The 18,998-nt window shown below is 72.1% G+C and carries 19 protein-coding genes; 11 read left to right on the forward strand and 8 right to left on the reverse strand.

Features of this window, described 5'->3' with window-relative positions:
* Window positions 1–5 precede the first annotated feature (5 nt).
* The 9 genes from ACFW48_RS03325 to ACFW48_RS03365 all read left to right on the forward strand — a co-directional run bounded on the left by ACFW48_RS03325 (window position 6) and on the right by ACFW48_RS03365 (window position 8,519).
* The gene (locus ACFW48_RS03325) at window positions 6–455 is read left to right on the forward strand and encodes a hypothetical protein (RefSeq protein ID WP_386309980.1); all 450 of its coding nucleotides are present in this window, start codon (window positions 6–8) and stop codon (window positions 453–455) included.
* A complete protein-coding gene (gene tgmC / locus ACFW48_RS03330) occupies window positions 452–1,654 on the forward strand; it encodes an ATP-grasp peptide maturase system methyltransferase (protein WP_386309983.1) in 1,203 nt (400 codons plus the stop codon). The genes ACFW48_RS03325 and tgmC overlap by 4 nt, the downstream gene beginning before the upstream one ends.
* 124 nt (window positions 1,655–1,778) lie before the next feature.
* Window positions 1,779–2,489, forward strand: coding sequence for a pentapeptide repeat-containing protein (locus ACFW48_RS03335; protein WP_386309985.1), 711 nt, complete (start codon window positions 1,779–1,781; stop codon window positions 2,487–2,489).
* A 537-nt stretch (window positions 2,490–3,026) separates the two neighbouring features.
* Window positions 3,027–4,670, forward strand: a complete 1,644-nt coding sequence (locus ACFW48_RS03340) for an ATP-binding protein (RefSeq protein ID WP_386309987.1) — start codon at window positions 3,027–3,029, stop codon at window positions 4,668–4,670.
* A gap of 2 nt (window positions 4,671–4,672) precedes the next feature.
* Window positions 4,673–5,095: a roadblock/LC7 domain-containing protein gene (locus ACFW48_RS03345; RefSeq protein ID WP_345625217.1), complete on the forward strand. Its 423-nt coding sequence runs from the start codon at window positions 4,673–4,675 to the stop codon at window positions 5,093–5,095.
* Window positions 5,092–5,445: a DUF742 domain-containing protein gene (locus ACFW48_RS03350; protein WP_386309991.1), complete on the forward strand. Its 354-nt coding sequence runs from the start codon at window positions 5,092–5,094 to the stop codon at window positions 5,443–5,445. The genes ACFW48_RS03345 and ACFW48_RS03350 overlap by 4 nt, the downstream gene beginning before the upstream one ends.
* Window positions 5,423–6,052 (forward strand): ATP/GTP-binding protein, encoded by a 630-nt coding sequence (locus ACFW48_RS03355; protein WP_386309994.1) that lies wholly within the window; start codon window positions 5,423–5,425, stop codon window positions 6,050–6,052. Before ACFW48_RS03350 ends, ACFW48_RS03355 begins: the two co-directional genes overlap by 23 nt.
* Entirely contained in the window at window positions 6,049–7,281 is a 1,233-nt protein-coding gene (locus ACFW48_RS03360) for a cytochrome P450 (RefSeq protein ID WP_386309997.1), read from the forward strand. Before ACFW48_RS03355 ends, ACFW48_RS03360 begins: the two co-directional genes overlap by 4 nt.
* Window positions 7,282–7,292: 11 nt before the next feature.
* The gene (locus ACFW48_RS03365) at window positions 7,293–8,519 is read left to right on the forward strand and encodes a cytochrome P450 (RefSeq protein ID WP_386309999.1); all 1,227 of its coding nucleotides are present in this window, start codon (window positions 7,293–7,295) and stop codon (window positions 8,517–8,519) included.
* A 196-nt stretch (window positions 8,520–8,715) separates the two neighbouring features.
* Here the strand turns inward: ACFW48_RS03365 and ACFW48_RS03370 are convergent, their stop codons facing one another.
* The 3 genes from ACFW48_RS03370 to ACFW48_RS03380 form a co-directional block, all read right to left on the reverse strand.
* A complete protein-coding gene (locus ACFW48_RS03370; protein ID WP_386310001.1) occupies window positions 8,716–9,543 on the reverse strand; it encodes an SAM-dependent methyltransferase in 828 nt (275 codons plus the stop codon).
* A gap of 184 nt (window positions 9,544–9,727) precedes the next feature.
* Window positions 9,728–10,198, reverse strand: a complete 471-nt coding sequence (locus ACFW48_RS03375; RefSeq protein WP_386310256.1) for a carboxymuconolactone decarboxylase family protein — start codon at window positions 10,196–10,198, stop codon at window positions 9,728–9,730.
* 341 nt (window positions 10,199–10,539) lie between these two features.
* Entirely contained in the window at window positions 10,540–11,436 is an 897-nt protein-coding gene (locus ACFW48_RS03380; RefSeq protein ID WP_386310003.1) for an alpha/beta fold hydrolase, read from the reverse strand.
* Window positions 11,437–11,663: 227 nt separating this feature from the next.
* Here ACFW48_RS03380 and ACFW48_RS03385 point away from each other — a divergent pair, with 227 nt between their 5' ends.
* On the forward strand, window positions 11,664–11,966 hold the full coding sequence (locus ACFW48_RS03385) for a hypothetical protein (protein WP_386310005.1): 303 nt from the start codon (window positions 11,664–11,666) through the stop codon (window positions 11,964–11,966).
* 60 nt (window positions 11,967–12,026) lie between these two features.
* On the opposite strand, the gene ACFW48_RS03390 is transcribed toward ACFW48_RS03385, so the two are convergent.
* From ACFW48_RS03390 to ACFW48_RS03400, 3 genes are all read right to left on the reverse strand, one after another.
* Complete coding sequence (locus ACFW48_RS03390) at window positions 12,027–12,386, reverse strand: VOC family protein (protein WP_386310008.1); 360 nt, start codon at window positions 12,384–12,386, stop codon at window positions 12,027–12,029.
* Between the two features lie 118 nt (window positions 12,387–12,504).
* Window positions 12,505–13,992, reverse strand: a complete 1,488-nt coding sequence (locus ACFW48_RS03395) for an MFS transporter (protein ID WP_386310011.1) — start codon at window positions 13,990–13,992, stop codon at window positions 12,505–12,507.
* A gap of 149 nt (window positions 13,993–14,141) precedes the next feature.
* Window positions 14,142–15,518, reverse strand: a complete 1,377-nt coding sequence (locus ACFW48_RS03400) for a DUF445 domain-containing protein (RefSeq protein WP_386310012.1) — start codon at window positions 15,516–15,518, stop codon at window positions 14,142–14,144.
* 196 nt (window positions 15,519–15,714) lie between these two features.
* Here ACFW48_RS03400 and ACFW48_RS03405 point away from each other — a divergent pair, with 196 nt between their 5' ends.
* Window positions 15,715–17,079 carry an SGNH/GDSL hydrolase family protein gene (locus ACFW48_RS03405; protein ID WP_386310014.1) on the forward strand — a complete coding sequence of 455 codons (1,365 nt, stop codon included), beginning with the start codon at window positions 15,715–15,717 and terminating at the stop codon, window positions 17,077–17,079.
* Between the two features lie 112 nt (window positions 17,080–17,191).
* Here ACFW48_RS03405 and ACFW48_RS03410 read toward each other — a convergent pair whose 3' ends face one another.
* Both ACFW48_RS03410 and ACFW48_RS03415 read right to left on the reverse strand, forming a co-directional pair.
* On the reverse strand, window positions 17,192–17,959 hold the full coding sequence (locus tag ACFW48_RS03410; protein WP_386310016.1) for a DUF1707 domain-containing protein: 768 nt from the start codon (window positions 17,957–17,959) through the stop codon (window positions 17,192–17,194).
* A 33-nt stretch (window positions 17,960–17,992) separates the two neighbouring features.
* Entirely contained in the window at window positions 17,993–18,997 is a 1,005-nt protein-coding gene (locus tag ACFW48_RS03415) for an ATP-binding cassette domain-containing protein (protein WP_386310018.1), read from the reverse strand.
* Window position 18,998: the final 1 nt, after the last annotated feature.

Genomic DNA, 18,998 nt, shown 5'->3' on the forward strand with positions numbered 1-18,998 from the left:
CTTCCATGTCCCCAACCGAACTCAGCGCCAGCAGCCGCGTGACTCTCTTCTCGCTCGATCACCTCGCTGTCGCTTACACCACCCGCTCCAGTGACGATCGTGCACTGGGCGACATCGGGCTCGTCGCCGTAGTGGACGCAGACAGCAACGGAGACGAACTCTGGCGCCTGGCCCGGGACCTCGGCGGCCGTAGCACCTCTCAGGAGCAGGCCCGATGGATCCTCACTCAGGCCGTCCGCGCCCGGATCGTGAACTCCGGTGAGGTGGGCAACGTGGAATGGACTGCGCACATTGGCCGATGCTTCGAACTCGGCACGATCTTCGCCAATCACGACGTCCTGGCGACGGGCCGAATCGCCCTGTCGGGCCAGGCAGTTCCGGCGGCTCAACGCCCCGCCTGTTTCGGCTCTGACTGCGCGCAGACATCGAGCATGAAAGGAACAAACAGGTCATGACGATGCCCGCCGACCTGGACAACGACGCGGCCGCGCTGCGCGCGGCGATGGTGAAGGGCCTCGCCGATGCCGGGCTTCCAGCCCACTCGGCCTGGCTAGCAGCCGCGAAGAAGGTGCCGCGCCACACCTTCGTGCCTGGCTTCCACCTTCCGGCCGACGAGCCCGACGCGCACGGGCTGACGGTGTGGGAGCCGGTGACGTCGAGGCTCGACTACGGACGCTGGCTCGCGGCCTCCTACTCGGACGCCACGCTGGTCACCCAGCTCGACGGCGAGGAGGTCGACTGGAAGAACCCGGCCGTCCGCCATGGTGGCGCGCCCACGTCCTCCTCCACGCTGCCCTCCCTCGTCCTGCGTATGTGGTCGGACGCCGACGTCACCGAGGGGCACACCGTCCTGGAGATCGGAACGGGGACGGGGTACTCGACGGCGCTCGCCTGCGAGCGGCTGGGGTCGTCCCACGTGACCAGCGTCGAGGTCGATTCCGACAGGCTGGATGCGGCGGCCGGTGCCCTTTACGGCTGCGGGTACACGCCGACGCTCGCGCGGGCGGACGGGCTGTACGGGTACTGGCCCGAGGCCTGGTTCGACCGGATCGTGGCCGCCTGCTCCTTCCGCGCCGTGCCGTCCGCCCTGCTCAGGCAGACGCGGCCGGGCGGGAAGATCCTGCTCCCCCTGTCGGGGTGGCTTTACGGCAACGCCCGCGTCCTGCTCACCGTCGCCGGGGACGGCACCGCCGAGGGTCCCTTGCTGCCCGGCACCATCTCCTTCATGCCCGCCCGGGCCCATGCGGCACCGGCGTACGGGAATCCCGCGGACTGGGCCGCAGGACTGCATGAGAGGCCCCGGACTGCGCGGCACGCCCCCGGGCGGCTCACGGATGCGACCGAGGAGGCTTTCCACCTGCGGTTTCTGGCTCAGAGTGCCGTACCGAACGCTCAAATGGTCACCATCGACGGGGTGCTGCACCTGATCGACGTGGTCTCCGGTTCCGCCGCTGCCCTCACTCCCGACGGCGGGAACTGGAGAGTCCGGGAAGGCGGTCCACTGAAGTTGTGGAGCCGGATCGAGCACTTCGTCGAGGCCTTCGACGCCGCGGGGCGGCCCGGACCGGAGACGTACACACTGCGGGTGGACGGCGACGGACAACGGCTGCTGCACTCACAGGTCCCTCCGCTGCGACTGCCCCGGGGGTACTGACCAGCCGGGAGCCCGAGCCTCGGTGGGCCGCCCATGCACCCCCTGTACCCCCGGCACCGTTGGCGTCCGGAAGGACTGGGCATACACAGTGACGTGAGGTTCTGCGGGCGGCTGGGGGATTGAGATGTTCGGTCGGCGGATCGGCCCGTTGGCCCTGTGGCCGTGGATCAGACCGGGCGCGGGGCTGGTCTCCGCGGACCTGCGTGGCGCCTGGCTGCACGGGGCGCGGTTGCGAGGGGCCAACCTGCGGCTGGCCCGCATGCGAAAGGTCCACCTGTCCTGGGCGGATCTGTCAGGTGCAAAGCTGGACGGCGCCCACATGTACGAAGCAAGGCTCCGGCGCGCTGATTTGCGGGGCGCGTCCCTGACCGGCGCGTTCCTGAAGGGCGCGGATCTCACGAACGCGCGGTTGGCGGGCGCCGACCTGACGGGTGCCGATCTCTCGGGCGCGAGGCTGGTGGGTGCGGATCTGCGGGGCGCGAACCTCTTGCGGGCGAACCTGTTCCAGGCGGACCTGACCGGTGCCGACCTTTCCCGTGCCGGCCTGCGCGGCGCGACCCTGTTCAGCACGCACATCCAGGTCGCGGACATGAGGGGCGCGGACCTGAGCGGCGCCTCCCTGGACTACCTGGGGTCGCGCATCGTGGCTCTCTTCGAGACACACGCCCGTACGGGCATCCTCATGTCGCTGCGCTGGTCGTCCAGCACACGCTGGCCGGGGTTGTGGAGCGCCGAGAGGATTCGCGAGTACTCGGAAGAGACCGCGCCGGGCGAGTGGCGGGTGACGCGCGGGAGCGGCGAGCGCGGGAGCGGCGAGCCCGGTCCCCGCGGCTGACGGGGCCGGGGCGCGGGTTGCCCGCACATCGAGTACGGCGACTCGGTCACCGGACAAGGGCACGGTGACTGTCGACCGAACTACCAGCGTGCCACCCGCGGGGCCAACACCCTTTCCAGCCAAAGCGGTTCGGCTGCCATCCGGGCATATTTCGCGTCAAACCTCCGATGGTTCCGGCTCGTCGTCACGAGGCTGACACGAGGTGTGAACGCAAGCGGTATGGTCCCTTCCCGTACGTCGAACGCCGGTCGCGGGTACAGGAGTTCGAGGCGATAGCGGGTGTGCGTGGTCCTGTTCCGGTTCCGAGTCCGCGTCGTCGTCGGCCCCCCTGCTCGTTCCGGCCTTGCATGTTCCTTGGAGGTCCATGTCGTGCGCCTCGCCGCCGCCGGGCCGTTCCGGCCTGCCGCGGTCCGCACGCGTCGCCGCACACATCGCCGCCCGCCGCCCCGCCGCCTCCCCGGCCCCGCCGCCTCCCCGGCCCCTCCGCGCCTTCGGCCCACTTCCCCACACCGACGGCTTCCGATCCGTGAGGACCTGATGACTGAACTGATAGTGACCGCCACCGCCGTGCTGGCGGTGGCCGGAGTCGGGGCCGCGTGGTACTTCCGGCGCAAAGGCGTCCAGGCCCGGCACCGGGCCGAGCTGCTGCGCGAGCACGCCGACCGGCTGACCCTGCAACTCGTCGCGGCCGAGCAGTGCGTGGGGCACCTCGCGGCCACCGTGATTCCGGCGACGGCGAAGGGCGGGGACGGCGGTGCGGGCCCCGAGGGCGGACTGCTCGTACCGGCGCCGCTCGACGGGACACCGCTCGCCGAGCGGCTGCGTGCCGTACCGGGCGCGGTGACCTCGGTGGTGGAGGACGTACGGACGCGGGAGCGGGCGGCCGTCGAACGGGCCGCGGCCCACGCCGCCGACCAGGTACGGCAGGACACCGAGCGGCAGATCGCACAGGTGCGGCGCGAGTCCGTCGGCGTCGCCCGGGCCGCCGTGCGCGGCTTCGCCAACAACATCGTGGCCCGGTCGGCGAGGCTCGGCAGGGCCGTCAGCCAGGGCGTGCGGCGGCACATCTCGGACGAGGCGTACGCGACGCTGGTGGAGATCGACCACCTCACGCAGCAGATGCTGCTCACGGCGTCGGGGTACTCCGTACTCGCCGGGGACAAGCTGTCCCGGCGCTGGCCCGCCACCCCGCTGACCGACATCGTGCGCGCGGCCATGGGCCGGATCGAGGGGTACGAGCGGATCAAGCACCCCGAGATGGGCTCCGTCGTGGTCGAGGGCCGCGCGGTGGAGGCGGTCGTGCACGCACTCGCCGTACTGCTGGACAACGCGCTGCGTTACTCGCCGCCCGCCGCCAGTGTCCACGTCTCGCTGGAACAGGGGCACCACGCCTGCTTCCTGATCGTGGACGACGCCGGACTGCGCATGGACGACGAGCGGCTGCTGTGGGCCAGCGACGTGATGTCCGGCGAGCAGCGCGACGACATCACCCGCCTGGGCGCCCACCCCCAGACCGGGCTGCGCGTGGCGTCCCTGCTGGCGGAGGACTACGGCTTCCGCGTCGAGCTGACCGCGCCGAACATCTACCAGGGAACCCGGGCCATGGTCGTCCTGCCGAAGAACCTGCTCGTCGACCCGGCGGCGGTCCAGCCGGTGCCCCGGCCGGTGACCACGCCCTCCGCCGCGCCCCTCGCTCCGCCGGTGGCCGCGCCCGACCCCGCGGCCGGCGCCACCCCCGCACCGACGGCCCCCGTCGCCGACCGCGTGTCGCCGACCCCGGTGACCGGCCCCGCGACCGCCCCGGCGACCGCCCCCGCGGCGGGTCTCGCCGCGCAGCCCCCCGTACCCGAGCCCGAGCCGGCCGCTCCGCCCTCCGCCGCCGCGGCCGCCACAGGCGCGTCCACAGCCGCCGCGGCCACACCCTCGACCACCACCGCCAGCGGTCTGACCGTCCGCCGACGCTCCACCGCGCCCGCCGCCGCGCGACGCCCTGCCGCCCTCGACGACACCGAGCCCGGCCGTCCCGCCGTCGCCGCGGCCTGGGCGGCCGGCACCCGCCGCGGCCGGGAGGAGGAACCCTCACCGGCCTCCACCGCCCCCGGCCCCGGCACCGGCCCCGGACGGACGACCGGACCCACCGCCGACGCCACCCACGACGCCGCCGACGACGAAGGACACTGATCGTGCAAGACACACACACCAACAGCCTGGGCTGGCTGCTGGACCAGGAACTCGGCAGCGTCGAAGGCGTCCGGTACGCCGTGCTGATGAGCAGTGACGGGCTGCTGAAGGCGCGCACCGCGACGATCGGCCAGGACGACGGGGAGAAGTTCGCCGCGTTGACGGCGGCGCTGCGCGCGGCGGGCAAGGCCTGGGACGAGTTCACCGGCGGTGCGGGGATGCGCCAGCTGCTGATCGAGTCGGTCGGCTGCATCGGCCTGACGACCACCGCCGCGAAGAACACCATGCTGTCGGTGTGCACGACCGGGCCGGACGCGGACGTCGGGCTGATCTCCCACCACATGGTGCGGCTCGCCACCCGGGTGGGGCACGAACTGGTCACCGAGGAGCGCGTGCCGGTCGCGGAAGGCGGCTCGTCGGCATGACGGGGCCGCGGCGTGACCCCGACATGGTCAGGCCCTATGTCCGCACCGGGGGCCTGGTCCACGCGCGCGAAGACGTGCGCCTGGAGAGCGTGGTCATCGCCGCGACCGGTCCCACGGACACCCTCCCTCCGGACGCCCGCCGGGTGATGCGGCTGTTCGCCGGTGCCCAGGGCGGCCTGGCCGTCGCCGACATCGCCGCCGCGCTGGAGCTGCCGCCCTCCACGGTGCGCATCCTCGTCTCCTCGCTGATGGACTCCGGCCACCTGACCAGCCCGGTCGCCGCCGCCGACGACCAGCCCGACTTCGACCTGCTGCAGGAGGTGCTCCGTGGACTTCGCTCCATGGTCTGACCGGTCCGACCCGTCCGTCACCTACGTCCCCGCCACGGTGACGCGGTCGGCCAAGATCGTGGTCGCGGGGGGCTTCGGCGTCGGCAAGACGACGTACATCGGCAGCGTCTCGGAGGTACGGCCGCTGCGGATGGAGGAGCCGATCACGCAGGCCAGCGACGGTGTGGACGACCTGCGCGGCACCCCGCACAAGACGACGACCACCGTGGCGATGGACTTCGGCCGCATCCACATGGCCGACGGCCGGATCGCGCTGTATCTGTTCGGGCTGCCGGGGCAGTCCCGTTTCCAGCCGCTGTGGGAGGACCTGGCCCAGGGCGCCCTCGGCTGTCTCGTCCTGGCCGACACCCGCGACCTCGACGCCTCCCACGACGCCCTCGGTCTGCTGGACGGCGCGGGCATTCCGTACGCCGTCGCCATCAACACCTTTCCCGGCGCCCCCGGTTACCCCGAGGCCGAGCTGCGCGAGGCGCTGGCCCTGGAACCCGCCACGCCTCTGACGTACTGCGACGCCCGCGACCGCACGTCCTCCCTGCACGCCCTGATCACGCTCACGGAGTACCTCTCCGAGCACCGCTCAGCCGCCCTCCTGGAGTCCCGCCGATGACGTTGCCTTCCGCCGAGCCCGCGCCGGCCGGCCCGCCGGGCCGGGTCGCCCTGTACGCAGCGGAGTTCGCCGCCGACCCGCACGCCGCCTACCGGCGCATGCGGCGCACCCACGGTCCGCTCGTCCCGGTCGAGCTGGCGCCCGGGGTGCCCGCGACCCTGGTGATCGGCTACTACCAGGCCCGCCGCATCCTCAACGACCCGCTGCACTTCCCGGCCGACCCCCGCGCCTGGGAGAAGCTGATCCCGGCGACCTGCCCGGTGCGGCCGATGATGGAGTGGCGGCCCAACGCGCTGCGCTCGGGCGGTGCCGAGCACGCCCGCTACCGCGCCGCGAACACCCACGCCATCGACCGGGTCGACCAGCACGGACTGCGGGCCCTGGTCGAGAAGGTCGCCTCCGGCGCCATCGACGAGTTCCGCACCGCGGGCTCGGCGGACCTGCTCACCCAGTACTCGTTCCCCATCGCCTTCCGCGTACTGAGCGCGCTGCTCGGCTGCCCCGACGAGATCGGGCAGCGCATCGCCGACGGCATGGCGAAGATCTTCGACACGACCAACGCCGAGCAGGGCAACCAGATCCTCGCCCAGGCCGTGTCCGACCTCGTGACCCTGCGCCGGCTCCACCCCGGCGACGACATCACGTCCCGCCTGACCCGCCACCCCGCCGAACTGAGCGACGAGGAGATGGGCCACCAGCTCGTCACGCTCTACGGCGCCGGGATCGAGCCCCTGACCAATCTGATCAGCAACACGATCCTGAAGATCCTCACCGACGAGGAGTTCTCCGCGGACCTGCACGCCGGGCTGTCCACGGTGCGCGACGCGCTCGACGCCGTCCTCTACACCGACCCGCCGATGGCGAACTACTGCATCTCGTACCCCCCTTACCCCATCGACGTGGAAGGGGTGCTGCTCCCGGCCGACCAGCCGGTCGTGATCTCGATGGCGGCGGCGAACAACGACCCGGCCCTCACGGAGGGGGTGCCCGAGGGGCGCCACACCGGCAACCGCGCCCATCTGGCCTGGAGCATCGGCCCGCATGCCTGCCCCGCCCGCTCGCACGCCTACCTCATCGCCGAGACCGCGGTCACCCACCTCCTGGACGCGCTGCCGGAGACCGACCTCGCTCGCCCCCTCGCCGAGCTGACGTGGCGTCCCGGCCCGTTCCACCGCGCCCTGGAATCCCTGCCCGTCACCTTCCCCGCCGCTCACCAAGCCGCACACTAAGGAGCCAGGCCATGGCGACCCAGCAGCCCGCCCTCGTCCTCGACCCCACCGGCGCCGGTCACCACGCCGAGCACCGCGCGCTACGGGAGCGCGGCCCGGCCACACGGGTGGACGTCCTCGGCGTCCAGGCCTGGTCGGTCAGCGATCCCGCCCTCCTCAAACAGCTGCTCACCAGCCCCGACGTCTCCAAGGACGCCCGGGCGCACTGGCCGGCCTTCGGCGAGGTGGTCGGCACCTGGCCGCTCGCCCTGTGGGTGGCGGTGGAGAACATGTTCACCGCGTACGGGCCGGGCCACCGCAAGCTGCGCCGGCTGGTGGCGCCCGCCTTCAGCGCCCGTCGCATCGCCGCGATGCGGCCGGCCGTCGAGGAGATGGTGACCCGGCTCGTCGACCGGCTCGCGGACCTCCCCGCCGGCGAACCGGTCGATCTGCGGCAGGAGCTGGCCTACCCGCTGCCCATCGCGGTGATCGGTCACCTCATGGGCGTGCCCGAGGAGCAGCGGGAGGGCTTCCGGGCCCTCGTGGACGGTGTCTTCGACACCACCCTGGACCAGGCCGAGGCACAGGCCAACACCATGCGCCTGTACGAGGTCCTGGACCAGCTCATCGCCACCAAGCGCGCCACCCCGGGCGACGACATGACGTCCCTGCTCATCACCGCGCGGGACGACGAGGGGGACGGCGACCGCCTCTCCCCGGAGGAACTGCGCGACACCCTGCTGCTGATGATCAGCGCCGGATACGAGACCACCGTCAACGTCATCGACCAGGCCGCGCACACCCTGCTGACCCGTCCCGACCAGCTCGAACTGGTCCGCGAGGGCGAGGTCACCTGGGCGGACGTCGTCGAGGAGACGCTGCGCCACGAACCGGCGGTCAAGCATCTGCCGCTCCGGTTCGCGGTCACGGACATCCCCCTGCCGGACGGGCGGACCATCGCCCGCGGGGAGGCCATCCTCGCCTCGTACGCCGCCGCCAACCGCCACCCGGACTGGCACGAGGACGCCGACACCTTCGACGCGACACGCACGGTCAAGGAGCACCTCGCGTTCGGCCACGGCGTCCACTTCTGCCTGGGCGCGCCGCTGGCCCGCATGGAGGTGACCCTCGCGCTGGAGAGCCTGTTCGGCCGCTTCCCCGGCATCCGCCTCGCCGACCCGGCGGAGGAACTGCCGCCCGTGCCCTCCCTGATCAGCAACGGTCACCAGCGGCTCCCGGTCCTGCTGCACGCCGGCTGAACGGCGGGCCGGCTCGCCCGTCGACCGGGCGAGCCGTCACGGCGGCGTCGGGGGACACCCGCAACGCATGGGCGTCAGCCGAACATGCCTGCTCGTGGTCGCGCCCGCCGGGTTCGCCTTCATCACGCGTGCCCGGCGGGTCAGGCCGGAGGCTGCCGTACGCCGGGAGCCTGATCGGGCGGAGCGGCGCCCCGCCTCACGGCTTGCGTCCCACCCCGCAGTAGGCGTCGACGGAGGCGGCGGCCTGGTCGGCCGGGGTGTCCGGGTCCGGGCGCCAGGCCGGGACCCGGGTGATGCCGGGGGCGACCAGTTCCAGCCCTTCGAAGAACCCGGCGATCTCCTCGACGCTGCGCACGTAGTACGGCGTCGCGCCGCTGGCGTTGTACGCGTTCGAGGCGGCGATCATGCCCTCGCTCGTCGCCGTGCTGTCGCTGATCACCAGGAAGCTGCCCGCCGGGAGGCCTGCCATCAGGCGGCGCACCAGGTCGCGCGCCTGGTCGTGGTCGGCGACGTGGCCGAGGGTGTTGAGGATGATCAGGGCGATCGGCCGGGAGAAGTCGAGGGTGCCGGCGGCGGCTTCCAGGACGGTGTCGGGGGCGTAGAGGTCGGCGTCCAGGTAGGCGGTGCTGCCCTCGGGGGTGCTGGTGAGCAGCGCGTTGGCGTGCGCCAGCACGATCGGGTCGTTGTCGACGTACACGATGCGGGCGTCGGGAGCCACGCGCTGGGCCACTTCGTGAGTGTTGTCGGCGGTGGGGAGGCCGGTGCCGATGTCCAGGAACTGCTGGACTCCCTCCTCCCGGATCAGGTGGCGGACGGCGCGGCCCAGGAAGAGCCGGCTGGTGAGGGCCACGTCGACGAGGCCGGGGAAGATCTCCTTGATCTGGTCCCCGATCTCCCGGTCGACCTCGTAGTTGTCCTTGCCGCCGACGAAGTAGTTCCAGAAGCGGGCCGAGTGCGGTGTGGCGGTGTCGATCCGGGCCCGTATCTCCGCGCTGGCAGCGAGCTGGGAGTTGGTGTCCGACACGGCGGAGTCTCCTAGGGGTTGGCGTGGGTGATCAGGACACCAACCTAGCGCCGACGCTGTCGGCGGGGCGTGAAAAGGGCTTCGTGGGCGCGGAGTTGGAGGCGGCGATGGGCGGTACGGGTCACGGGTGGGCGGCTCGTCCCCCCGGCTCGGGAGCGAGCCGCCCCCCGTACTCCGTGCGGAGTCAGCCGAACATGCCCGGCACGTAGTGACCCGCCGGCTGGCGGGTGATGACGTTCAGGCGGTTGTACATGTTGATCACGGCGATCAGGCCGACCAGCGCGGTGAGCTGGTCCTCGTCGTAGTGCTGCGCCGCGTTCGCCCAGGCCTCGTCCGAGACGCCGCCGCCGTCGGCGATGCGGGTGCCCTGCTCGGTCAGTTCCAGGGCGGCGCGCTCGGCGTCGGTGAAGACGTCGGCCTCCCGCCAGGCCGCGAGCAGGTTCAGGCGCAGCGCGGTCTCGCCCGCCTTCTCGGCGTCCTTGGTGTGCATGTCGAGGCAGAAGCCGCAGCCGTTGATCTGACTGGCGCGGATCTTCACCAGTTCCTGGGTCGCGTGCGGCAGCCCCGAGTCCGACAGGAGCTTGCCCGCCGAGTTGATGTGCCGCAGGAACTTACCGGCGAGCGGGCTGCCGAACATGTCGAGTCGGGCTTCCATGATGATCTCGTCCATCGTCGGTCATCGAGCTGAGTCGTCTGTCGTCCGCCCTTGGGCGTACACAGCTACGACGGAGCGCGGTGGCCGGATGTGACAGGCCCGGGGGAGGCGGCGGGTGTGACCTGCGTCTCGGTCGCCCGGAGGCGGCGGGCAGGAAGTGCGGTGGCCGCCGGGCCGGCGGAGGAGGGGCGGCCTGCGTGCGCGCCCGCCAACACCTCAGACACCGAACGTCGCGTCGCCCTTCCAGCGGTCTACCCGGGCTTCCGCTCCGCCGACAAGGAACTTCCGGGCAGACCTGACGTGCCGGGAAGCACCGGAAGGTGCCCCCGGGTGGTGCACCGCTACGGCGTGGCCTCCGGGGCGGGGCGTGCCAGCAGTCGGCTCAGTGCCGCCGTCACCTCGGCCGGGCGTTCGTCCATCACCCAGTGGCCGGTGCCGTCCAGCATCGTCAGTTCGGCGCCGGGGACGGTCCCGGCCAGCTCGGTCGCGATCGACGGGCTCAGGTACGGGTCCGCGCGGCCCCAGATGACCGCCGTCGGGCAGGCGATGTCGCGGAGGTGCCGGCGCAGTTCAGGCCGGGGCGGGGTGCGGTAGTCGCCGAAGTAGTGGAGCAGCCAGCGGCGCCCCTCCCGCGTGTCCATCCAGTCGACGTAGTCGTCCAGTACGCCGGTGTCGAGGTGGCCCGCGCGGACCAGCGGTGCGAAGGACCGGCGGTGGATGGCGGCGTAGGGCAGGCGCATCGCCGCCGGCCGGAGGGCGGAGGTGCGTCCGGCGAGGCTGATCAGGCTGAAGACGGCGTACCAGCGGCGGGTGAAGGTGGCGTGGGCGCGGCTGTTGAGGACGGCCAGGCGGCGGACACGGCCGGGGTGGGTCTCGGTGAAGCCGAGGGAGAGGAAGCCGCCGTAGTCGTGGCCGACCAGGTTCACCGAGTCCAGGTCCAGCGCGTCCAGCAGCCGGCCGAGGCGGGTGACCTCGGTGTCGTAGTCGAAGGACAGGCGCAGGGGGCGGTCGGACTCGCCCCAGCCGAGGAGGTCCGGGGTGATGATCCGGTACCGGTGCGACAGGGGTGGGATCTGGTGGCGCCAGCAGTGGTGGTTGGCGGGGTAGCCGTGCAGGAGGAGGACCGGTTCGGCGTCGGGGGGTCCCGACTCCCAGCAGGCCACGCGGGCGCCGCCGTCCACCGTGACCGACCGGGCGCGGGGCCGGTCCGTGCCCGTGCTCCTGCTCTGCGTACTCATCGGCTTCCTGTTTCCTCGTCTCGACCGCTCTTCGCCCCCCACTCCCCTCGCTCTAACTCAGCGGGTACCCGGAAGTGTCGCGGGCCGCGCCCGCTGTTCGGCCATTGGAGGGGCACGCCACCCTTTGCGGGGAGCGGAGCGGCGCTCACCCCGGCGCGTGCGCCGTGCACGGCGCGGATTAGCCTCGGCTGCGGTAGCCGGCACGGCAGGAGTCAGAGGAGACGGACATGGCGAAGGTTCCCAGCGCGGTGGTCGCCGCGGGTGGTCTCGTCGGCGGGTACGGCGTGGCCCGCTGGACGAAGAAGCGGCAGCTCGGCGGTGCCGTGCTCGCCGTCGCCGGGGCCGCTGCCGCGCAGCGGTGGCGGGAGCGGGCCGGCGGGAGGGCGGCGGGGGCGCTGACGGCCGCGTACGTCGCGGGCTTCGCCGGGTCCCACCCGCTGGCCAAGAAGGTGGGCGCCTGGCCCGCCGTCCTCGGCGTCGCCGGTGCCGTGGCGCTGGCCTCGTGGGCGGTCGCCGACCGGCGGCGCTGACCGGCGGCGCTGACCGGCGGGGCTGACCGGCAGGGGCTGACCTGCGAGGGCCGGCCGACCCTACGTCAGATGGGTCAGTACGTTCACCACCCGCCCGTTCGGGTCCCGTACGAAGAAGCGCCGTACGCCCCACTCCTCGTCCCGCAGCTCCCGTACGATCTCCGCGCCCGACGCGGACAGCTGCGCGTACACCGCGTCCACGTCCTCGACCTCCACGCTCAGGTCGGGGACGAGGGGCGCGGTGCGTTCCTCGGTGAAGAGGCTGACCTGGGCGGTGGGGTTGGACGGGGAGGCCAGGGTCGTCACCCAGCCCATGTCCATGACCTCCTCGAAGCCCAGCAGGCCGTAGAAGTCACGGCTCGTGCGCATCTGCTCCTCGCGCTCGACCTGGATGTTGGGGACGATCCGGCGGATGGTCATCGGGCGGCTCCTCACGGTCGGCCGGTCGGGAGGGACGGGGCGGGACGGGACGGGACCGGGTGCACGGAACACGCTAGGCGCTCGCCGTGCCGGAGCCCGGCGTTCCCGTCCGATCCGCTCAGCCGGCCGAATCCGCCCGCACCGTCGACAGCGGCTCCGCGATGTCCTCCAGCGAGCGGCGTTCCGCCTTCACCGCCAGGAACGCCGCCACCAGGCCGGCCGCGCACATCAGCCCGGCACCGATCTGGAAGGCCAGGACCGTGTCACCGACCACGCCGGACTCGGTGAGGTTGGCGAAGAGCAGCGGGCCGCTGATACCGCCGGCGGCGGTGCCGAGGGCGTAGAAGAAGGCGATGGCCATGGCGCGGGTCTCCATCGGGAAGACCTCGGAGACCGTCAGGTACGCGCTGGAGGCGCCCGCCGACGCGAAGAACAGCACCACGCACCAGCAGGCCGTCATCGTCGTGGCCGTGAGCGATCCCCGGTCGAAGAGGTACGCCGTGCCGAAGAGCAGGAGGCCGGACAGCAGGTACGTGCCCGAGATCATGATGCGCCGGCCGACCGTGTCGAAGAGCGTGCCGAGGAGCAGCGGGCCCATGAAGTTGCCGGCGGCGATGACGGCGAAGTAGTAGCCGGTGCTGCCGGTCGGCACGTCGAAGAAGGTGATGAGGATGGTGCCGAAGCCGAAGGTGATGGCGTTGTAGAGGAAGGCCTGGCCGATGAAGAGGGACAGGCCGAGGACCGCGCGGCGCGGGTAGCTCCGGAAGACGGTCTTGGCGATCAGGCCGAAGCCGATGCTCTTGCGCTGGTGGATGGTGATCTCACCGGCCGGCGGCGGCAGCTTCTCGCCCTTCTCCTCCTCGATCTCCCGCTCGACGGATGACACGAGGGTGTCGGCCTTCTCGCCGTAACCGTGGATGAACTGCCAGCGCGGGCTCTCCGGGACGTGCCGGCGTACGAGCAGGATGACCAGGCCGAGGACCACGCCGAGGCCGAAGCTGAGCCGCCAGCCGAGGTCCTTGGGGAAGATGTCGGTGTCCAGCATCACGATGGACAGCAGGGCGCCGCCGATCGCGCCGAGCCAGTAGCTGCCGTTGATGATGAGGTCGACCCGCCCCCGGTACCGGGACGGGATCAGCTCGTCGATCGCGGAATTGATGGCCGCGTACTCGCCGCCGATGCCGAAGCCGGTGAGGAAGCGGAAGAGGAAGAACCACCAGGACTCGAAGGAGAGGGCGGTCAGCGCGGTCGCCGCCAGATAGACGGCCAGCGTCACCATGAACAGCTTCTTGCGGCCGTAACGGTCCGTCAGCCGGCCGAAGAACAGGGCCCCGGAGCAGGCGCCCGCCACGTACAGGGCGGCGGCGAGGCCGGTGATCTGGGCCGAGCTGATGTCGAGGCCGCTGCCTTCCTCGGCGATGCGGCCGGCGACGTTGCCGACGATCGTGACTTCCAGGCCGTCCAGGATCCAGACGGTGCCCAGGCCGATCACGATCATCCAGTGCCATCGTGACCAGGGCAGCCGGTCCAGACGGGCGGGGACGGCCGTGGTGACGGTGCCGGTGGAGGCGGGCGTCGAGCCCGGCGACGTCGATTCCGCTGTCATGGCTCCCTCTCCGTCGAGCGAACGCCTCCCGTCTGCCCGGAGCCGGGAGGGACACGCCCACCGCTACGGGAGGGACCCGCCCGCCGAACCCGCCGCGCCGGGAGGGCGGGAGCCTGCCGACCAGCCGCGCCGGGAGGGCAGGGCCTGCCCTACGCCCCCAGGATGCGGGAGACCGTGTAGATCAGCAGCCCGGCCAGCGAGCCGACCACCGTGCCGTTGATACGGATGAACTGCAGGTCGCGGCCGATGTTCGCCTCGATCTTCTTCGTGGTGTGCTCGGCGTCCCAGCTCGCCACCGTGTCGGTGATCAGGGAGGTGATCTCCTTGCGGTAGGTGGTGACCACGTACACCGCGGCGCCCTCGACCCACCCGTCGACCTTGCCCTGCACCCTGGGGTCCGAGGCCATCCGGGCGCCCAGCGACAGCAGCGAGGCCCGTACCCGCATGCGCAGTTCGCTGCGCTCGTCCTCCGCCGCCGAGACGATCATGGCTCGTACGGCCGTCCAGGCGGACGCGATGAGGTCCTGGACCTCGCCGCGGCCCAGCACGTCGGTCTTCAGCCGCTCCACGCGCGCGCGGGTGTCCGTGTCGGACTGGAGGTCGGTGGCGAAGTCGGTGAGGAAGCGGTCGAGGGCGCCTCGTGCGGGGTGGGCGGGCATGTCGCGCATCTCGGTGACGAAGCGCAGCAGTTCCTTGTAGACGCGCTCGCCGACCCGCTTGTCCACGAACCTGGGCGTCCACCCGGGTGCCCCGCCCTGTACGGCGTCCATGACGGAGTCGCCGTGCAGGATCAGCCAGTCGTGTGCGCGGGAGACGATCAGGTCGACGGCGCGCTTGTGGCCGCCGTCGGCGACGATCCGGTCCAGCAGCTTGCCGATGCCGGGGGCGATCTCCTGCGCGTCGGCGCGGCGCGTGATCGCCTCCCCCACCACCGCCTGCACGTCGGAGTCCCGCAGCACGGTGAGGGCACCGCGCAGGGCGGCGGACAGCTCCGCCGTCACCCGGTCGGCGTGTTCGGGCACGGCGAGCCAGGCGCCGAGCCGGCTGCCGATGCCGACGGCGCGCAGCCGCTGCCGTACGACGTCCTCGGAGAGGAAGTTCTCGCCGACGAACTCGCCCAGCGAGACGCCCAGCTGGTCCTTCTTCTTGGGGATGATCGCGGTGTGCGGGATGGGGATGCCGAGGGGGTGGCGGAAGAGGGCGGTGACCGCGAACCAGTCGGCGAGCGCGCCGACCATGCCGGCCTCGGCGGCGGCCGCGACGTAGCCCGCCCAGGCGCCCGCGCCCCGGTGGGAGGCCCATTCGGCCAGGACGTAGACCACGGCGACGAACAGCAGCAGGCCCGTGGCGGTGAGCTTCATGCGGCGCACGCCGCGGCGCTTCTCCTCGTCGGCCGGGCTGAACGACGTCATCGCGCGGTCGCGGACGGTGCGCCCGGCCCCCGCGGCGGGCCGCCCTTCACCCGCCCCGGCGCCCTCCCCGACATCTCCCGGACCATCAGGAAGTTCCGACTTCGTGCGTTCCATCCACTCCACCGTTCGCTGATCCGTCCCGCACACATTGTCCCTTCCTGACCGACTCCTGGAACGGAACACAAGTTCCCGGCGTCTGTCCTGGAGGGGGAACGCCCGGGGGTCGTACGGCCTTTCCCCCGCCCATGACGCATCATGGGTTCATCCCACCGGAGCCTCGGGCTCCCTCGCCCGAGGAGAACAGCACAGCATGACCCGGGGTCGTGACGGGGGTGCGGGGGCGCCCCCCACCAAGCACCGTGCCCTGCTCGCGGCGATCGTCACCCTGATAGTGGCGATTTCCGCGGCCATATACGCCGGAGTGTCCGCCGACGGCGGCACGAAGGACCGCACACCGCTCGCCGGCGGCCGTATCCCACGGGGAGACGCCGCTCCCGCCTCGACCGGCACGTGGGTCGGCGCCTGGTCCACTTCACCGGCCGCCGCCGAACCGGGCACCGAGACGACCGGCATGGCGGGCCGTTCGGTGCGTAACGTCGTGCACACGAGCATCGGCGGCACCAGCGCGCGGATCACCCTGTCCAACCTCTACGGACAGTCCCCGCTGACCATCACGCACGCCTCCATCGCCCTGGCCGCCGGCCCCGACACCGCCGCCGCGCTCGCCGACACCATGCGCCGGCTCACCTTCGGGGGCAGCCCCCGGGTCGTGATCCCGGCGGGCGGACAGGTGATGAGCGACCTCGCGCGCATCGCCGTCCCCTACGGCGCGGACGTCCTGGTCACCACGTACTCCCCCGTGCCGTCCGGCCCGGTCACCTACCACCCGCGCGCGCAGCAGATCAGCTACCTCGCCGACGGCGACCGCGCCGCGGACGTCACCGCCGCCGCGTACACCACGCAGACGCGGTACTGGCGCTACCTGACCGCGCTGGACGTGCTGAGCCACGAGGCCGACGGCACCGTCGTCGCCATCGGCGACTCGATCACCGACGGCTTCGGGTCCGAGACGGGCGCCAACAACCGCTGGACCGACGTCCTCGCCGAGCGGCTGCACGAGGCGGCCGAGGAGGGGCGGGACGCGCCCCGCTACAGCGTCGTCAACCAGGGCATCAGCGGCAACCGGATCCTGACCGGCAGGGCGGGCCGGCCCGCCGACAACCCCAGCGCGCTGAGCCGGTTCGAGCGGGACGTCCTGGGCCGCACCAACGTCAAGGCCGTCGTCATCGTCCTCGGCGTCAACGACATCCTGCACAGCCCGGAACTCGCCGACCGGGACGCCATCCTCGACGGCCTGCGCACGCTGACCGACCAGGCGCACGCCCGGGGGCTGAAGGCCGTCGGCGCGACGATCACGCCGTTCGGCGGCTACGGCGGTTACACGCGGGCCCGCGAGACGATGCGGCAGCAGATCAACGAGGAGATCCGCTCGGGCCGTGTGTTCGACGAGGTCGTCGACTTCGACAAGGCACTGCGCGACCCCTACGACCCGCGCCGGATGCGCTCCGACTACGACAGCGGCGACCACCTGCACCCCAGCGACAAGGGGTACGCCCGCATGGGCCGCCTCCTGGACCTGGACGACCTGAAGGGCGCGGCGCCGATCCAGCTCTGAGAGCCGGACACCGCTCTGGGCGGGAGACGGCTGGGCGGGCACCGTTGGGCTGGGCACCGCTCGGCGGTGCACCGCCGGCGGGACACCGCTCGACGGTGCACCGCTGGACGGATCAGCTGTCCCGGCGGCGGTCCCGGCGGCGGTCCCGCTCCTCCTCGCGGTGCAGATCGTGGAGGAGGCCGTGGCGCGAGCCGTCCAGTTCCTTGCGGCCCTTGCGCTCCAGCTTCTCCTGCCGGCGCTCTTCCTTGATCCGCAGCTTCTCCGCCCGCGTCAGCTTGCGCTCGACACCGACCCCGCCCCAGAAGGCGAAGCCCGTCACGACGACGCGCGGGGCGCCCGGGTCGCCGGGGACGCCCTCCTCGCGGTGGTCGAAGCCGCCCATGATCCCGATGCCGCGCACGATCACCTCGACCCCGGGCGGCACGATCACGTTCATCCCGCCCATGATCGCGACGCAGTTGATCACGACCTCGTCGTGCGCGAAGTCCGCCTCGCGCAGGTCGATGTCCCCGCCGCCCCAGAACGCGAAGGAGTTGAACCGCCTCGGCACCGTCCAGCGCCCCTTGCGCTGGAACCCGGACATCACGGCGACCGCCCACGTCGACGACGGCTCACCCCCGGTGATCCGGCCCGCCCAGCCCCCGGCGCGCTCGGGCTCCTTGGTCATCGACACCCGGGGCGGCCCGTCCACGGGGCCGGCCGGCAGGTCCCGGGTGATCGGCGTCAGATCCCCGTATGTCCGCGCGCTGTACGTGGCGTCCAGTCGCTCCTCGAACTCGGTCATGTCCAGGCGCCCCTCCGCGAGGGCGTCCCGCAGGACCTCGGCGACTCGTTCACGGTCGGCGTCGGATGCGCGGAGTTCCGGGGCGTCGTCGGTCATGTACAGCAGCCTACGAGGTCGCCGCGCCGGACACTACGCGCCCGCGCGTTCCGCGTACATCTTGGCGATCACCGACTCGATGTCCGGCTCCCGCACCGACAGGTCCACCAGCGGATACTCCGCCGCGATCCGCGCCACCAGTCCCGCCGCCGACGCCGAGGCCGGGAACGCCAGCCACTGCCGGGGCCCTTCCACCCGCACCACCCGCGCGGGTGCCGGCGCCTCGATCGGCGGCAACTCCCGCTCCAGGTCCACCACCAGCGTCCGCTCGCTCTCCCCCGCCTCGTGCAGCCCGTCCAGCGGACCGTCGTACATCAGCCGCCCGTGGTCGATCACCATCACCCGCGAGCAGAGCTGCTCGATGTCCTGGAGGTCGTGCGTGGTCAGCAGCACCGTCGTGCCGCGCTCCGCGTTCAAGTCCCGCAGGAAACCCCGCACCTTGGCCTTCGACACCACGTCCAGGCCGATCGTCGGCTCGTCCAGGTACAGCACCTCCGGGTCGTGCAGCAGCGCCGCCGCGATGTCACCCCGCATCCGCTGGCCCAGCGACAACTGCCGCACCGGCACGTCCAGCAGCTCCTGGAGCTGGAGGAGTTCCACGCAGCGGTCCAGGTTCTCCCGGTAACGGGCCTCCGGAATGCGGTACATGCGGTGCATCAGCCGGTAGGAGTCGATCAGCGGCAGATCCCACCACAGCGTCGTCCGCTGCCCGAAGACCACCCCGATGCGGTGCGCCAGCCGGATCCGCTCCCGGGACGGGTCGATGCCCGCCACCCGCAGTCGGCCGCCGCTCGGCGTCAGGATGCCGGTGAGCATCTTGATCGTCGTCGACTTCCCGGCGCCGTTCGGGCCGATGTAGCCGACCATCTCGCCGCGTGCCACGGTGAACGACAGCCCGTCCACGGCCCGCACCTGCCGCCGCTCCCGTTTGAGGAAGCCCGTCTTCCTGCGCACGTCGAAGACCTTCTCGACGCCGTCCAGCTCGATGAAGGCCCCCGCACCCGGCCCCACGGTGTCCACCTCGGCCAACGCCCTCAAC

This window comes from Streptomyces sp. NPDC058812 (genome assembly GCF_042744565.1).
Taxonomy (GTDB): Bacteria; Actinomycetota; Actinomycetes; order Streptomycetales; family Streptomycetaceae; genus Streptomyces; species Streptomyces thinghirensis.

Coding starts and splice junctions, on each gene's coding strand:
- ACFW48_RS03350 (WP_386309991.1), top strand. CDS start 5,092: ATGACGGGGCCGCGGCGTGACCCCGACATGGTCAGGCCCTATGTCCGC.
- ACFW48_RS03410 (WP_386310016.1), bottom strand. CDS start 17,959: ATGACCGACGACGCCCCGGAACTCCGCGCATCCGACGCCGACCGTGAA.
- ACFW48_RS03385 (WP_386310005.1), top strand. CDS start 11,664: ATGGCGAAGGTTCCCAGCGCGGTGGTCGCCGCGGGTGGTCTCGTCGGC.
- ACFW48_RS03365 (WP_386309999.1), top strand. CDS start 7,293: ATGGCGACCCAGCAGCCCGCCCTCGTCCTCGACCCCACCGGCGCCGGT.
- ACFW48_RS03340 (WP_386309987.1), top strand. CDS start 3,027: ATGACTGAACTGATAGTGACCGCCACCGCCGTGCTGGCGGTGGCCGGA.
- ACFW48_RS03400 (WP_386310012.1), bottom strand. CDS start 15,518: ATGGAACGCACGAAGTCGGAACTTCCTGATGGTCCGGGAGATGTCGGG.
- ACFW48_RS03395 (WP_386310011.1), bottom strand. CDS start 13,992: ATGACAGCGGAATCGACGTCGCCGGGCTCGACGCCCGCCTCCACCGGC.
- ACFW48_RS03390 (WP_386310008.1), bottom strand. CDS start 12,386: ATGACCATCCGCCGGATCGTCCCCAACATCCAGGTCGAGCGCGAGGAG.
- ACFW48_RS03405 (WP_386310014.1), top strand. CDS start 15,715: ATGACCCGGGGTCGTGACGGGGGTGCGGGGGCGCCCCCCACCAAGCAC.
- ACFW48_RS03360 (WP_386309997.1), top strand. CDS start 6,049: ATGACGTTGCCTTCCGCCGAGCCCGCGCCGGCCGGCCCGCCGGGCCGG.
- tgmC (WP_386309983.1), top strand. CDS start 452: ATGACGATGCCCGCCGACCTGGACAACGACGCGGCCGCGCTGCGCGCG.
- ACFW48_RS03375 (WP_386310256.1), bottom strand. CDS start 10,198: ATGGAAGCCCGACTCGACATGTTCGGCAGCCCGCTCGCCGGTAAGTTC.
- ACFW48_RS03380 (WP_386310003.1), bottom strand. CDS start 11,436: ATGAGTACGCAGAGCAGGAGCACGGGCACGGACCGGCCCCGCGCCCGG.
- ACFW48_RS03325 (WP_386309980.1), top strand. CDS start 6: ATGTCCCCAACCGAACTCAGCGCCAGCAGCCGCGTGACTCTCTTCTCG.
- ACFW48_RS03335 (WP_386309985.1), top strand. CDS start 1,779: ATGTTCGGTCGGCGGATCGGCCCGTTGGCCCTGTGGCCGTGGATCAGA.